This is a genomic window from Streptomyces sp. S3(2020) (assembly GCF_013044505.1).
Classification (GTDB): Bacteria; Actinomycetota; Actinomycetes; order Streptomycetales; family Streptomycetaceae; genus Streptomyces.
Map to the genome: position 1 here is coordinate 1 of NZ_JABERD010000242.1, position 13,649 is coordinate 13,649.

Annotated in this window: 14 protein-coding genes and 1 pseudogene; 12 read left to right on the plus strand and 3 right to left on the minus strand. The window is 72.6% G+C overall.

The genetic code is table 11. The features are described 5' to 3' along the window. The 4 genes and pseudogenes from HLK59_RS42420 to HLK59_RS42435 form a co-directional block, all read left to right on the plus strand. Positions 1–305, plus strand: a pseudogene (locus tag HLK59_RS42420) (ATP-binding protein); the annotation flags it as partial. Then, complete coding sequence (locus tag HLK59_RS42425; RefSeq protein WP_171147008.1) at positions 302–775, plus strand: roadblock/LC7 domain-containing protein; 474 nt, start codon at positions 302–304, stop codon at positions 773–775. The pseudogene HLK59_RS42420 and the gene HLK59_RS42425, both read left to right, overlap by 4 nt. A gap of 22 nt (positions 776–797) precedes the next feature. Then, positions 798–1,214: a DUF742 domain-containing protein gene (locus HLK59_RS42430; protein WP_171147009.1), complete on the plus strand. Its 417-nt coding sequence runs from the start codon at positions 798–800 to the stop codon at positions 1,212–1,214. Then, positions 1,201–1,809, plus strand: a complete 609-nt coding sequence (locus HLK59_RS42435; protein ID WP_171147010.1) for an ATP/GTP-binding protein — start codon at positions 1,201–1,203, stop codon at positions 1,807–1,809. The genes HLK59_RS42430 and HLK59_RS42435 overlap by 14 nt, the downstream gene beginning before the upstream one ends. A 170-nt stretch (positions 1,810–1,979) precedes the next feature. On the opposite strand, the gene HLK59_RS42440 is transcribed toward HLK59_RS42435, so the two are convergent. Genes HLK59_RS42440 through HLK59_RS42450 form a run of 3 tightly spaced genes read right to left on the minus strand, consistent with a single transcriptional unit; the run spans position 1,980 to position 4,467 of the window. Further along, the gene (locus tag HLK59_RS42440; protein WP_171147011.1) at positions 1,980–2,648 is read right to left on the minus strand and encodes an ABC transporter permease subunit; all 669 of its coding nucleotides are present in this window, start codon (positions 2,646–2,648) and stop codon (positions 1,980–1,982) included. Continuing rightward, positions 2,645–3,340 (minus strand): ABC transporter permease subunit, encoded by a 696-nt coding sequence (locus HLK59_RS42445; protein WP_171147012.1) that lies wholly within the window; start codon positions 3,338–3,340, stop codon positions 2,645–2,647. Before HLK59_RS42445 ends, HLK59_RS42440 begins: the two co-directional genes overlap by 4 nt. Continuing rightward, a complete protein-coding gene (locus HLK59_RS42450; protein WP_171147013.1) occupies positions 3,337–4,467 on the minus strand; it encodes an ABC transporter ATP-binding protein in 1,131 nt (376 codons plus the stop codon). Before HLK59_RS42450 ends, HLK59_RS42445 begins: the two co-directional genes overlap by 4 nt. A gap of 497 nt (positions 4,468–4,964) precedes the next feature. On the opposite strand from HLK59_RS42450, the gene HLK59_RS42455 reads away from it, so the two are divergent. From HLK59_RS42455 to HLK59_RS42490, 8 genes are all read left to right on the plus strand, one after another. Continuing rightward, positions 4,965–6,047 (plus strand): hypothetical protein, encoded by a 1,083-nt coding sequence (locus HLK59_RS42455; RefSeq protein ID WP_171147014.1) that lies wholly within the window; start codon positions 4,965–4,967, stop codon positions 6,045–6,047. 15 nt (positions 6,048–6,062) lie between these two features. Beyond that, entirely contained in the window at positions 6,063–6,260 is a 198-nt protein-coding gene (locus HLK59_RS42460; RefSeq protein WP_171147015.1) for a YxD-tail cyclophane-containing RiPP peptide, read from the plus strand. Positions 6,261–6,295: 35 nt separating this feature from the next. Then, entirely contained in the window at positions 6,296–7,552 is a 1,257-nt protein-coding gene (locus HLK59_RS42465; RefSeq protein ID WP_346779944.1) for an FxsB family cyclophane-forming radical SAM/SPASM peptide maturase, read from the plus strand. Between the two features lie 94 nt (positions 7,553–7,646). Next, the gene (gene fxsT, locus HLK59_RS42470) at positions 7,647–10,634 is read left to right on the plus strand and encodes an FxSxx-COOH system tetratricopeptide repeat protein (RefSeq protein ID WP_171147016.1); all 2,988 of its coding nucleotides are present in this window, start codon (positions 7,647–7,649) and stop codon (positions 10,632–10,634) included. A gap of 142 nt (positions 10,635–10,776) precedes the next feature. Beyond that, positions 10,777–10,956: a YxD-tail cyclophane-containing RiPP peptide gene (locus tag HLK59_RS42475; protein ID WP_171147017.1), complete on the plus strand. Its 180-nt coding sequence runs from the start codon at positions 10,777–10,779 to the stop codon at positions 10,954–10,956. Further along, on the plus strand, positions 10,953–12,155 hold the full coding sequence (locus tag HLK59_RS42480; RefSeq protein WP_171147018.1) for an FxsB family cyclophane-forming radical SAM/SPASM peptide maturase: 1,203 nt from the start codon (positions 10,953–10,955) through the stop codon (positions 12,153–12,155). Before HLK59_RS42475 ends, HLK59_RS42480 begins: the two co-directional genes overlap by 4 nt. Before the next feature lie 77 nt (positions 12,156–12,232). Continuing rightward, positions 12,233–12,595, plus strand: a complete 363-nt coding sequence (locus HLK59_RS42485) for a CU044_2847 family protein (RefSeq protein WP_171147019.1) — start codon at positions 12,233–12,235, stop codon at positions 12,593–12,595. Next, positions 12,592–13,533, plus strand: a complete 942-nt coding sequence (locus HLK59_RS42490; protein WP_171147020.1) for an AAA family ATPase — start codon at positions 12,592–12,594, stop codon at positions 13,531–13,533. Before HLK59_RS42485 ends, HLK59_RS42490 begins: the two co-directional genes overlap by 4 nt. Positions 13,534–13,649: the final 116 nt, after the last annotated feature.

Here is a 13,649-nt window from a genome sequence, read left to right on the forward strand (position 1 = left end):
CTTCGGCGGGCCTGCCCTTCATCCCCAAGGCCCGCACCGAGGAACCGGCACCCGCCGACGGCCCCTCCGGCCCCGCCCGCCCGCTGCGCCGCCGGGTCCGCGGAGCCACGCTCCGCACCACGGCCGACGCCGCTCCCGCGAGCACCCGCCAGGCACCCCGCCCCGCCGACGCGGAGGCCGTCCGCAGCGCCCTCGAGGAGTTCGAGGCCGCGGTGGAACGCGCCCATCGCGACAGCGACACGGAACCGCACCAGACCCCCCGCAAGCACGACCAGAACCACCTCCCGGAAGGAGCGGAGCAGTGAGTACGTCGACAGGTGGCACTCCGACGGGAAACACACCGGCCGAGCTGAAGGCCGCGGCAGCCGACTTCACCTGGCTGTTGAATCGTTTCGCCACCGAGACCGCGGGCGTCGTGGACGCCATCGCCGTCTCCTCGGACGGCCTGCTCATCGCGGTCTCCGAACTGCGTGAGCACGCCGACTCCGAGCGCCTCGCGGCGATCGTCTCCGGCATCACCAGCCTGGCCGCCGGCGCGTCCGGCAACTACGGCCTGGGCGGCCTCAACAAGGTCATCATCGACCTGGAGGGCGGCCATGTCCTGGTCTCCGCCATCGGCAGCGGCGCCGTCCTCGGCGTCGTCACCGACAAGGAGGCCAAGCTCGGCAACATCGCCTACGAGATGACGCTGTTCGCCAATCGGGCGGGCAGCGCGCTCAGTCCCCAACTGGTGCTGGCGCTGAAGAACAGCGTCGGCTCCCCGTCGGCGCTCTGACCGGGACCGGGACGGACACGCCATGGCGGACGGCTCCTCAGCCGCGGGGCCCGACCCGGTCGGGCCCGCCTCCGCCGTGCGGCCGTTCCTGGTCACCGCCGGCCGGGTGGCACCCAGCGCGGCCGGCCGGCCGATGCCCGTGGAGACCCAGGTGGTGGCCACCGTCGAGGGTCTCGACGCGCTCGGCGGGCTCTCCTTCGAGCAGTACGACATCGTCGCCGCCTGCCGTCGGCCGCAGTCCATCGCGGAACTCGCGGCCCGGCTGCGGCTGCACCTCAACGTGGTCCGGGTGCTCGCCGAGGACCTGCGCGCGGAGGGGCAGTTGACGGTGCACGTGCCCGACTCCGACGACACGCACGACGCTTCCGTCCTGCGAAGAGTGATCGATGGCCTGCGGGCCATCCCCGACTCCCGAGGGGTACTCCGTGACTCCGACTGAACCGGCCACCCGCGACGGGTCCGGTCCGGCAGCCGCCGTGCGGCCACCGCTCCCGGTCAAGATGGTGATCGCGGGCGGCTTCGGCGTGGGCAAGACCACCACCGTCGGCGCCATCTCCGAGATCGAGCCGCTGACCACCGAGGCGGCCATCACGGAGGTCGCGGCGGGCGTGGACGACCTCACGCACACCCCGCGCAAGACCACGACCACGGTCGCGATGGACTTCGGCTGCATCACCATCGACCCGACCCTGAAGCTGTATCTGTTCGGCACACCCGGGCAGGAGCGGTTCGGCTTCATGTGGGACGACATCGTCGAGGGCGCCCTCGGCGGCCTGGTGATCGTGGACACCCGCCGTCTCGACGACTGCTATGCCGCGGTCGACTACTTCGAGCACCGGAAGATCCCGTTCGCGGTGGCCGTCAACGCCTTCGACGGCAAGGTCGAGCACACGCTGGACGAGGTCCGCTGGGCGCTCGACGTCGCGGACCACGTCCCGGTCGTCGTCTTCGACGCCCGCGAGCGCGGCTCGGTCCGCGACGCGCTCCTCGTCGTACTCGAACTGGCCCTTGCCCGCACGGAGTCGCTCCCCTGAGCAGGGCGGCGCATCGCGTGCGGGCCGAGCGCTCCCATGCGACGGAGGTTCGGCCGCGCCCCAAAAGGGGCGCGGGACCGTATCGAAGTGCGGCTACCGCCGCGTGGGCGCGACCAGCCACGACGGCGCCGCGGCCGAACGACGGCACATCACCGCTCGTCCAGCGGAGGTCAGACGCTCCGGCGCACGCCCCGGGAGACCGCGGCCCGGCCCACCGCCCAGAAGACCGCGAGCGTGAGCAGCGCCAGGCCCGCCACCAGCGTGGCGCCGCCGACGACCTTCTCGTAGTCGCGCTGGTAGAGCCCGTCCACGATGTAGCGGCCGAGGCCGCCGAGGCTGACGTAGGCCGCGATGGTCGCGGTGGAGACGATCTGGATGGCTCCGGAGCGCAGGCCGCTGAGGACCAGCGGGAGCGCGGCCGGGAGTTCGACCTGGAAGAGGACCCCGGCCTCGCTCATGCCCATGCCGCGCGCGGCGTCCACCGAGGACGGGTCGACGGTGCGCATCGCCTCGTAGGTGGTGACCAGGATCGGTGGGACGGCGAGGACGACGAGCGGGGTCATCACGTTGACGAGGCCGAAGCCCAGCAGCAGGGTGAGCAGCACCAGCAGGCCGAAGGTGGGCAGGGCCCGTCCCGCGGTGGCGATCAGGGAGAGGACGGTCCCGCCGCGCCCGTAGTGGCCGGTGACCAGTCCGACCGGCAGGGCGATCGCGGCGGCGATGAGCAGCGCCTCCAGGGTGTACTGGAGGTGCTCGGCGACGCGCGTGGGGATGCCGTCGTAGCCCTGCCAGTGGGCGCTGTCGCCGAAGAAGTTGCCGATGTGGGTGAGCAGGTTCACCGTGCTGCCTCTTCCAGGACGGGGGCGGCCTTGCGCTTGCCGCGCTGCGGGCGCGGCATCCACGGCGTCAGCAGACGGCGCAGGAGCACGAGCGCGGCGTCGGCGAGGATCGCGAGGACGGCCATGGACAGCACGGCGTTCACGGCGAGTTCCGGCCGGTTGTAGATGGTGGCGTCGTTCAGCAGGTTGCCGAGGGCGCCCTGGTTGCCGATGAGGGTGCCGACGCTGACGAGGCTGACGCTCGACACGGTCGCCACCCGCAGCCCGGCGATGATCGCGGGCACGGCGATGGGCAACTGGACCTGGACGTAGCGGCGTACGGGTCCCAGGCCCATGGCCTTCGCGGCGGCGAGGGTCTCCTGCGGGACCGAGCGGACGGCGTCCACGACGGCCGGGACCAGCACGACGAGGCTGTAGACGGTGAGCGGGATCATCACCGTCAGCTCGGTCATGCCGGTGTAGTCGATGAGCAGCACGAAGAAGGCCAGCGAGGGGATGGCGTAGAGCACGGTCGTCACCCACAGCACCGGCGGGTACAGCCAGCGGAAGCGGACGCACAGCTGGGCCAGCGGCAGCGAGATCAGCAGCCCGGCGAACACCGGCAGCAGGGCCTCGCGCAGATGCAGGCCGACCAGGCCCAGCCAGCTGTGCTGGAGGTCGCTGGGGATGTCGAACATCCGGTCCCAGTTCATCCGGCGGCCTTCGCGTCCGTGAGCCCCCGCGCGTGCGCGCCGCGGATGGCCTCGGCGATGGTCTGCTGGGAGACGACCCCGACGGCCTTCCCGTCGGCGTCCACGGCGACCGCCCACCCGGTGGGCGAGAGCACCGCGCAGTCCAGGGCGGCCCGCAGCGAGTCGGTGCCGGCGACGAACGGCCGCCCGTGCGACAGCAGTCGGCCGGCCTCGACCTCGCCCGCCGTCAGGTGCTGCGGCTCGCTCCAGCCGAGCGGCCTGCCGTCGGTGTCCGTGACGAGGAGGTAGGGGGTGTCCGCGGCCTCGGTCGCGTTGATCTGCTCGGCGGTGGCGTCGATCGCGACGACCGGTCCGCTCGACAACTCCAGCCCCGCGGACGGGAAGAAGGAGAGCCGGCGGATGCCGCGGTCGGCGCCGAGGAAGTCCTCGACGAACGCGTCGGCCGGGTCGGACAGCAGCTCGGCGGGCGGCGCGTACTGGGCGAGCCTGCCGCCGGTGCGCATCACGGCGACCATCGTGCCGATCTTGACGGCCTCGTCGATGTCATGGGTGACGAAGACGATGGTCTTGCCCAACTCCTCCTGGATGCGCAGGAGTTCGTCCTGGAGTCCCTTGCGGACGATGGGGTCGACGGCGGAGAACGGCTCGTCCATGAGCAGCACCGGCGGGTCGGCGGCGAGCGCCCGGGCCACGCCGACGCGCTGCTGCTGGCCGCCGGAGAGCTGGTAGGGGTAGCGCTTGGCGAGGGCGGCGTCGAGGCCGACCCGCCCCATCAACTCCCGTGCGCGCTCCCGGGCCTTGTCCTTGCTCCAGCCGAGCAGGCGGGGCACGGTGGCGATGTTGTCGATGATGGTGCGGTGCTGGAAGAGGCCGGCGTTCTGGATGACGTAACCCATGGACCGGCGCAGGGTGTTGACCGGCTGCCGCAGGATGTCCTGGCCGTCGAGGAGGATGGTGCCCTCGGTGGGCTCGACCATGCGGTTGATCATCCGCAGGGTGGTCGTCTTGCCGCAACCCGAGGGACCGACGAGGACGGTGATCGAGCGGTCGGGTATCTCCAACGAGAGCCGGTCGACCGCCACCGTGCCGTCCGGGTACCGCTTGGTGACTGAATCTATCCGTATCAAAACGCCGAATACCCTTCGGGTCTGGCCGAGGTGGACCGCTTTCGGCCGTGGTGGGGCGGGCCGTTGCGGGTGAGTCTAGACGGCCCGTGTCGGCGCGCTTCGGCGGGCACGATCCGGCGGGGCGGCCGGAAAGCACTGTTGACCGGGCAGGGCGCGCGTACTGTCATGGAGTTCGCACGCATCCGGCCGTCCATGACGAGGAGCGCGACGTGAGTGAGTGGCGCAGCCGCCCGGCGCGGTGCCCTGTCGCGCGTGTACCTGGGGCCCCTCGTGCGGCGGCGCGGCGGGGAGCGGCGGGGGCCGACGACGGCACGGCCATGAGCGCGCGCTCCCGGGGCGGGCACCTCGGCGCCCGGACGAACCCCGGGCCGTGGTGCGCCCCTGTCCGAAACGGCACGCACTCCCCCTCCTCCTCCCCCGCTCCCGGCTTCGCCGGAGCCGGAGCCGCCAGGATCGCCACGGCCGTCGCTGTCACGCGCCGGGCCCGGTGAGCGGCGGTGGCCTCCGGCGGATCAGCCACGGGCGGCGGTTCCCGCATCCCCTCCTCCCGTCCGGGCCGGCCCGGTTTCGACCCGGCGGTGCTGGCCCGGGGGCGGCTGCTGCTCGCGCTCGCCGGCGACGCCCGGGGCCGTGACGCGGCCGACGAGGCGCGGACGCTGGCGCTGCGGGCGGCGGCGGACTTCGAGAGCGGCGTCCGGCTCTCCGGCCGGCACGGCGCGCCCTCCGCCGTGCGCTGCCGGGCCCTGCTGGACCTGGCCGAGGCGCGTGCCGTGGCCGCCGGTGACTCCGGGCATCCCGGGGTCCTGGAGGCGCTGGAGCGGGCGGTGGAGGCGGTCCGCGACCAGGACCCCGCGTTACGCGTGCCGGCCCTGCGCCGGCTGGCCGAGGCACACACGGCCCGCTACCGGCACACCGCCGAGTCCGCCGAACTCCTCGCCGCCGACGGGTGCTTCACACAGGCCGAGGCCCTGCTGGGCCGTGACGACCCGGAGCGGGCGGAGCTCCTCGCGGGCCGTGGCGAGGTGCTGGTCGCCCGGGCCGAGCGGGGCGCCGGGCTGCCGGTGGCCACCGACGCCGTACGGGTGCTGCGCGCGGCGCTGGCGCTGTCGGCCGACAGTGATCCCCATCTGGCCGACCGGCGGCTTCTGTTCGGGCGGGCGCTGCGTCATCATCACGGCGCGGGCGGCACGCCGACCGATCTGCACGAGGCCGAGTGGGTGCTGGCCCGCGCGGCACGGGGCGCGCGCGACGACCGTACGGCGGCGCTGGCGTGGCTGGAGCGCGGCGAGGTGCTGCTGACGCTGGCCGGGGACTCCGGGGCGCCGGAGTGGCTGGACCTGGCGGCCGACTCGTACCACCACGGCGTGCGCAGCGCGGAGCGGGCCGGTGAGCCGCTGCTGGCCGCGCGGGCACACCACCAGCGCGGGGTGGTGCTGGAACGCACGGCGGGGCCGGAGCACGCGCTGGAGTCGTACCGGACCGCCTGGGCGCTGTGGCAGCGGGCCGGGGCGGCGCAGGGGCCGCAGGCCCGGTCGACGTTCGAGCGCATGACCGCGCTCGCCGGAGCAGGGGGACGGTGAAAGGGTGTGTGCAGGGTGACGGAGCCGACCGGACGGGACGGACATGCGGGGACCCCGCTCCCCGAGTACGGGAACGTCGATCTGGCCGCGCTCCGCGCCCGGGTCGACCATCCCGTGCTGGGCGCGGTGCTGGCCACTCTGCTGGCCCGGTCGTGCGACGCCGACGGCGGCCTCGTGGCGTATCACGAGGACTCCCCGGGGGTAGAACGCTAGCGGCGGCACGGGGCCGCCCAGGGGGAGGCGACGCCGTGCAGACCGCTTCGGACGACAGCTTACGGATCGCCCGGGACCGGGAGTTCGCGCCGTGGCCGCACGCCGCACTGGACGTGGCGGCCCTCAGACGTGCCGGACAACGCCCTTCCCCCTTCCGCCAGTTCGTCCTGAAGGTGCACAGCCGCTGCAATCTCGACTGCACCTACTGCGTCATCTACCAGGGTGAGGACGCGAGTTGGCGGGGCCGCCCGGCACGGGTGTCGCCGGGGGTGATGCGCGAGACGGCCCGGCGGATCGCCGAACACGCCGTCGGCCACGGGCTGTCCGAGGTGCGGATCGACCTGCACGGCGGGGAACCGCTGCTGTCCGGCGCGGACACCGCGCTCCAGTACACGGCCGCCGTACGCCGGGCGCTGCCGGCCGGCGTCGCGCTGCGGGCGACCGTGCAGAGCAACGGCACGCTGATCACCGACCGGACCCTGGACCGGCTCGCCGACGCGAACATCAGGGTCGGGCTGAGCCTGGACGGCGGCACCGCGCATCTGAACGCCCGCCGCGTGGACCACGCGGGGCGGCCGTCCTGGCCGGCGGCGGAGCGGGCCGCGCGGCTGCTGGCGGACCGGCCCGAGCTGTACGCCGGGATCCTGTGCGCGATCGACATCACGAGCGACCCCGGCGAGGTGTACTCCTCGCTCGCCGCGCTGCGCCCGCCGCGCCTCGACCTGCTGCTGCCGCACGCCAACTGGTCGAGCCCGCCGCCGGGTCTGCCCGCCCGCGCTCCGGGGGCGTGGCCGGCCGTGCCCACCCCCTACGGCGACTGGCTGGCCGCCGCCTTCGACCTGTGGTGGGACGGCGCGCCCGACGGCTCCCAGCCCCGGGTACGGCTGTTCACGGAGGTCCTGGCGCTGCTGCTCGGGGTGCCCAGCACCACCGAGTCGATCGGGCTCTCCCCGACCTGCGCGGTGGTCGTGCACACCGACGGCTCGGTGGAGCAGATCGACTCCCTCAACCTCGCCTACGACCACGCGACCGCCACCGGCCTCGACGTCTTCCGGCACGCCTTCGACGAGGCGCTGGACCATCCGGGGATCGTCGCCCGCCAGCTGGGCCCGGCGGGTCTCGCGGACGAGTGCCGGGCCTGCCCGGTGGGCCGGGTCTGCGGGGGCGGCAACTACGGTCACCGCTACTCCCGCGGTACGGGCTTTCGGCACCCGTCCGTCTTCTGCGCCGACCTGGAGCGCCTCGTACGGCACGCGGCCGGACGGCTGAGCGCGGTGATGCCCCCGGATTGAGCGACGTATCGCTTAAAGTGCACGCGCACCATATGTGCAAAAACCAGCCAAAAAACGTCATTCTATTGATTTCGGTGTAAGGGGAGACGGTCGGATGGCCGACAGGTCCAAGGGCGCCGAGTCCCACGGGCACTTCACCATCAGCTACGCGGGATTCAACCGGCCCTGGGCGACGTGGATCGCGCACCAGCTGGAGCAGCTGGGCCACGAGACGACCCTGCTGCGCTGGGACCCTCCGGTGCGGATGCCGCTCGCCGAGGCGTTGCGCAATCTGCTCCAGGCGCCGGGCCGGGTGCTGCTCGTCCTGGACGACTGGTACTTCTCGCTGGGCCCCCGCTCGGACGCCGAGTGGACTCAGGCGCTGCACGAGGTGGTGCCGGCTCATGTGGACCGGTTCTCCGCGGTCAGCGTGGCCACGAGGGCGCTGCCCGCGACGGCCACCCCGCTGCGCCCGGTCGACCTGCGTGACCTGGACTCGCGCGAGGCCCGCCGCCGTATCCTGCGCCGCCTGGACATCGAGGCGTCCGCCGAGCCCGCCGCCCCGTCCGGCACCGCCGCCCCCCGCTTCCCCAACGACCCGCCGTCGGTGTGGAACGTGCCGCGCCGCAACGTCCGCTTCACCGGCCGCGACGCGATCCTGGAGGAGTTGCACACCCGCTTCGAGCGCGGCGGCCGCAGCGGCGCCCGGGTGGCGCTGCGGGGCATCTCGGGTGTGGGCAAGAGCCAGATCGCCAACGAGTACTCGCACCGCTTCGGCAACGACTACGACATCGTGTGGTGGGTCGGCGCCCGCTTCCGGGCGCCCGCGCGCGAGCAGTTCGCCCAGCTGGCCCCGCGCCTCGACCTGCCCGTCGGCCAGGAGCTGGGCGAGCGGATCCGCGCGGTCCACGAGGCGCTGCGGACCGGGACGCCGTACAAAAGGTGGCTTTTGATCCTTGATTCCGCGGACGACATGGAACAGATCGAGGATCTGCTCCCGGAGGGCAACGGCCATGTCCTGATCACCACCCTCACCCAGGACTGGGCCGCCTCCGGCAATGTCACCGAGATCGAGGTGCTCCCCTTCAGGCGGCCCGAGTCCGTCGCCTACGTCCGCCGGCGCGCCCAGCGGCTCAACGACGCCGAGGCCGACCAGCTCGCCGACTCCGTGCAGGACCTGCCGCTGCTGCTCGCGCAGACCGCGGCCTGGCTCGACGCCAACGCGATGCCCGCCAAGGACTACATCTCGATGATCCGGCGCGGCGAGGCCAGCCAGATCGGCATCCGGATCTCCTCCGACTACCCGATGGGCTTCCAGACCAGCTGGTCGATAACTCTCAACACGCTCCAGGAGAACAACCCCGAGGCGGTGGAGCTGCTCCACCTGTTCGCGCTGTTCTCCCCGGACGCCATCCCGGTCCGTCTGATGCAGGCCGCCCACCCCTCCGACCTGCCCGACCATCTCGCGGCCCTGGCGGGCGACCCGATCCGCTGGCACACCGCGCTGCGCCGGCTGTCGGAGTCCACCGCGGTCCGGCTGGACTACGTCGAGTCCTCCGACGCCGAACCGGCCGTGGACCGCGTCTCCATGCACCGCCTCTACCACAGCTTCCTGGTCAGCACCCTGACCGAGGACCGCCGCGACGCGCTGTCCACGATCGCCTGCACGCTGCTCGCGGGCGCCGACCCTCGCCGGCCGATCGACACCCGCGAGTGGACGCGCTACGCCGAGCTCATCCCGCATCTGGAGACCGCGGGGGCACTGGACAGCCCTGACCCGGTGGTGCGCCAACTCGTCCTGAACTGCGTCGAGTACATGCGGGTCCGGGGCGAGAACCGGGCCGCCCTCAGACTGTGCGAGCAGGCCGTCACCCGCTGGCGGACCCGGCTCGGTCCCGACGACCGGGACATGCTGATCCTGATCCACGATCACGCCAACATGCTGCGTCGCAGCGGCCGTTACCTGGAGGCGGAGGCCGTCGGACGCGCCGTCCTGGACCAGCTCGCGGAGACCCGGGCCGACGACGACCCCGACCTGCTGCGCGCCAAGAACGGCCTCGGCGGCACCCTGGTGTCGCTGGGCCGCTACGACGAGGCGCACGGCATGTTCAAGGAGTGCGTGCAGGCGTACACCAGCACCCTGGGCGCGGACGCCCCGCGCGCCCTCCAGGACCGCGGCAACCTCGCCGTGGTCACCAGCCTGCTGGGCCGCTACAAGGAGTCCCTGGAACTGCACCGCGACATCCTGCTGATCCGGGAGCGGCTGCTGAGCCCGCGGCACCATCTCACCCTGCGCTCGGGCATGTTCTACGCCTGGATGCTGCGCCTCCTGGGCCGCTACGACGAGGCGACGTCACGCCAGGAGCTCAACGTCCGCGCCCACCGCAACACGATGGACCGCTACACCCCCCAGACCCTGTTCGCCGAGCACAACCTGGCGCTGTGCATGCGGCGCAAGGGCGATCTGCTGGGCGCCGAGTCGCTGATGCGCAGCGTGGTCGAGCGGTTCGTGCAACGCCAGGGCCCCAACCACCCCGACTCCCTGCTGGTGCAGGCCGACTTCGCCACCTTCAACCGCGAACACGGCAATCTGGAGCAGGCCCGGGAGTCGGCGGCGGGAGTCGCCGAGCAGTACGCGAGGCTCGTCGGCCCGCAGCACCCGTACGCGGTGGGTACGGCGGGCAATGTGGCGCTGGCCCTGTGGGAGTACGGGGAGCGCGACGAGGCGCTCCGGATCGCGGAACGGGCGCTCGTGGACATGCGCGCCGCGGTCGGCCCGTCCCATCCCTGGGCCCTGGGTGCCGGACTCAACGCCGGGGGCGCCCGCAGTCTGGCCGGGGACGAGGAGGGCGCGGCCGAACTCACCCGCGGTGTCCTGGAGTCGGCGCGCACGACCCTGGGCGAGACCCACCCCCTGACCTTGTCCGTCAAGGCGGCCCTCGCCTCCGACCTGCGGATACTGCGACGCGGGCAGGAGGCGTCCAAGCTGGAGCACGAGGCGCTCCAGCAGCTCTCCGACACCCTGGGCGCACAGCACCCCCACACGCTCTCGATCCGCCGCAGGGAACGGCCCTACTGGGACTTCGAGCCGCTCCCCACCTAGGTCACAGCTCAGCTCTAGGACCTCGTGGGAACTTGCCTGGTGGGGTCTCAGCCGGGCAGCATGGGCCGGGCCTCTCGTCAAGAGGCTGGTTCGGCCGTCCTGAGAGGTGAGCGTGCGGGGTACAGACGAGGACAGGCCGCTTTTGGCTGGAGTACGGGAGCCGGGCGCCGAACTGCCCGACCTCACCGATCTCGACCTGCTGGCGCTGTCCCGTGAGTCATCGCATCCGGTGCTCGCGGCGGTCGCCACGGGCCTGCTGCCCCGCAAGCTGCGCGGTGGGCCCGCGATGGCGTTCTACGAGGACGGTCCGTATCAACTGTGACCGCCCGGTGGCCTCTTGAGGCACTGGACGTCGCCGGGTTACGACGGTCCGGTGTACGGGCCGTGCCCTTCCGGCAGTTCGTCCTGAAGGTCCACAGCCTCTGCAACCTGGCCTGCAGTTATTGCTACGTCTATGAGGGCGCCGACAACAGCTGGCGGGACCGTCCGTCGGCGGTGCCCGCGGAGGTCGTCCGGCGTACCGCGGCACGGATCGCCGAACACAGCGCGGCCCACGGGCTGACCTCTTTACAGGTCAACCTGCATGGCGGCGAGCCCCTGTTGGCCGGGGTGGAGACCCTGGTCGGCTACGTCACCGCCGTGCGGGAGGCGGTCGGCGCGGGATGCCGGGTGGACGCCAGCGTGCAGACGAACGGCACCCTGCTCACCGAGGCCCGGGTACGCCGACTGGCCGACGCCGGGATCGGCATCGGGGTGAGCGTGGACGGCGGCACCCCATGGCTGAACCGGCACCGCGTCAACCACGCCGGGCGCTCGTCCTGGGCGGCGGTCTCGGCCGGCCTCGACGTGCTGCGCCGGCATCCGGAGGCGTACGCCGGGATCCTGAGCGTGATCGACCCGGACTCCGACCCCGTCGAGGTCTACACGTCGCTCACCGCGCTCCACCCGCCCTCCATGGATCTGCTGCTGCCGCACGCCAACTGGGCCCATCCACCGGCCGGGACAGGACCCCACCCGTACGCCGACTGGCTGATCCAGGTCTTCGACCTCTGGTTCGACTCCCCCGGACAACCCGTCCCGATCCGGCTGTTCCGCGAGATCATCGGACTGCTGCTCGGGCTGGACGGCGGAGCCGAGGCCGTGGGCAACTCGCCGATGGTCGCGGTGGTCGTCGACACCGACGGCGCCATCGAGCAGGTGGACTCGCTGAAGACCGCCTACGAGGGCGCGCCCGCCACCGGACGCGATGTCTTCCGGCACTCCTTCGACGACGTCCTGGACCATCCCGGCGTCGTCGCACGGCAGTTGGGACGCCAGGCCCTCGCCCCCGAGTGCCTGGTGTGCCCGCTGGCGGCCGTGTGCGGCGGGGGCAACTACGCCCACCGCTACCGCGCCGACGAGGGCTTTCTGAACCCCTCGGTGTACTGCGCCGACCTGGAGCGGCTGATCCGGCACATCGCCGGCCGGGTGCGCCGCGCCGCCGACCTCGGGACACCCCTGGGGGCGATCAACAACCGCTGAGCACAAGGCTGTTGAGTGAGCCGGGAACGGGGAAGGAAAGCACAGGGATCCGGCTCGCAGGACGGGGGAAGTGCTGCATGACGATCGTGACAGGGGTGACGGCCGACGGCCGGGACGGACCGGTGTACGTCGAGGTGGACGGCGTCCCGGGCACGGGCGGTGTCGACGACGTGTACCGGGGGATCGACACCCGGGGCCCGGCCGACCGGGTGCTGGAGGTGGCGCGCGACGTCTACGCCGACGGCCTGGACCTGGCCCGGCGGTGCGCGCGGCAGGCGGCGCAACAGCTGCACGACCTCGGCGAGGGGCTGAAGCCCGACGAGGTGGAACTCCAGCTGTCGATCAAGCTGGACGCCGAACTCGGTGCGGTGCTGGTGAAGTCCGGGGCGGAGGCACAGCTCCAGGTCACCTTCCGCTGGAACACGGGGGGCGCCTCGTGACCGGTGGGACCGCCGGCTCCGGGATCCACATCCTGCCGTACAGCTATGTGGTCGGACAGGCCGAGCTGAAGCTCGCGCTCGAACTCAACTACATCGCGCCGCGGATCGGGGGCGTCCTGGTCAGCGGGCAGCGCGGTACCGCCAAGTCCACGGTGGTGCGGGCGTTCTCGCTGCTGACCCGGGGAGAGCTGCCGGTCACTCTGCCGATCAACGCCACGGACGACCGGGTGCTGGGCGGGTGGGAGCTCGACGCGCTGATGCAGGGGGTGGCGCGGACGCAGCCGGGGCTCCTGGAGGAGGCCGGCGAGAAGGGGATGCTGTACATAGACGAGGTCAACCTCCTGGACGACCACATCGTCAACATCATCCTCGACGTGGTCTCCACCGGGGTGCTGTCGGTGCAGCGGGAGGCCATCGACACCGTGCGCAGCGTCAGTTTCGGTCTGGTCGGGACGATGAACCCCGAGGAGGGCGGTCTGCGGCCGCAGTTGCTGGACCGGTTCGGGCTGATGGTCGCCGTGTCCGAGCTGGACCAGGAGGCGCGGAGGGCGATGGTGCTGGCCGTGCTGCGCTTCGACGACGAGGCCGGGACGGAGTCCTCCTGGCTGGCGGACGGGCTCGCCTCGGACGGGGCGCTGCGTGAGCGGCTGGACGCCGCGCGGGCGGCGGTCCAGGACGTACGGCTGAGCGAGGACATCGCCAAGCTCTGCGCCGACGTGGCCACGCAGTTGCGGGCGGTGGGGCACCGCGGTGAGGTGGTCACGGCCTGGGCCGCGCGAGCGCTCGCGGCGTTCGAGGGCACGGAAGAGGTCACCCCCCACCACGTACGCAGGGTGGCCCCGCTCTCCCTCCGTCACCGCCGCCCCGAGGCAGCCCACGGCGGACCCGTCGAATGGACACCGGAGGAGTCGGACCTGCTCGACGGGTTGCTGGGATGACGGCGGGTCGGGGGCGCGCGACCGGATCGCGTCGCCTGCGGATGCCGGTGGCCTCCGGGCCCGGGTGCGTGCCCCCCGCGCACGTCGGGTGGGGTGGGGGGCACGCACCCGGGCCC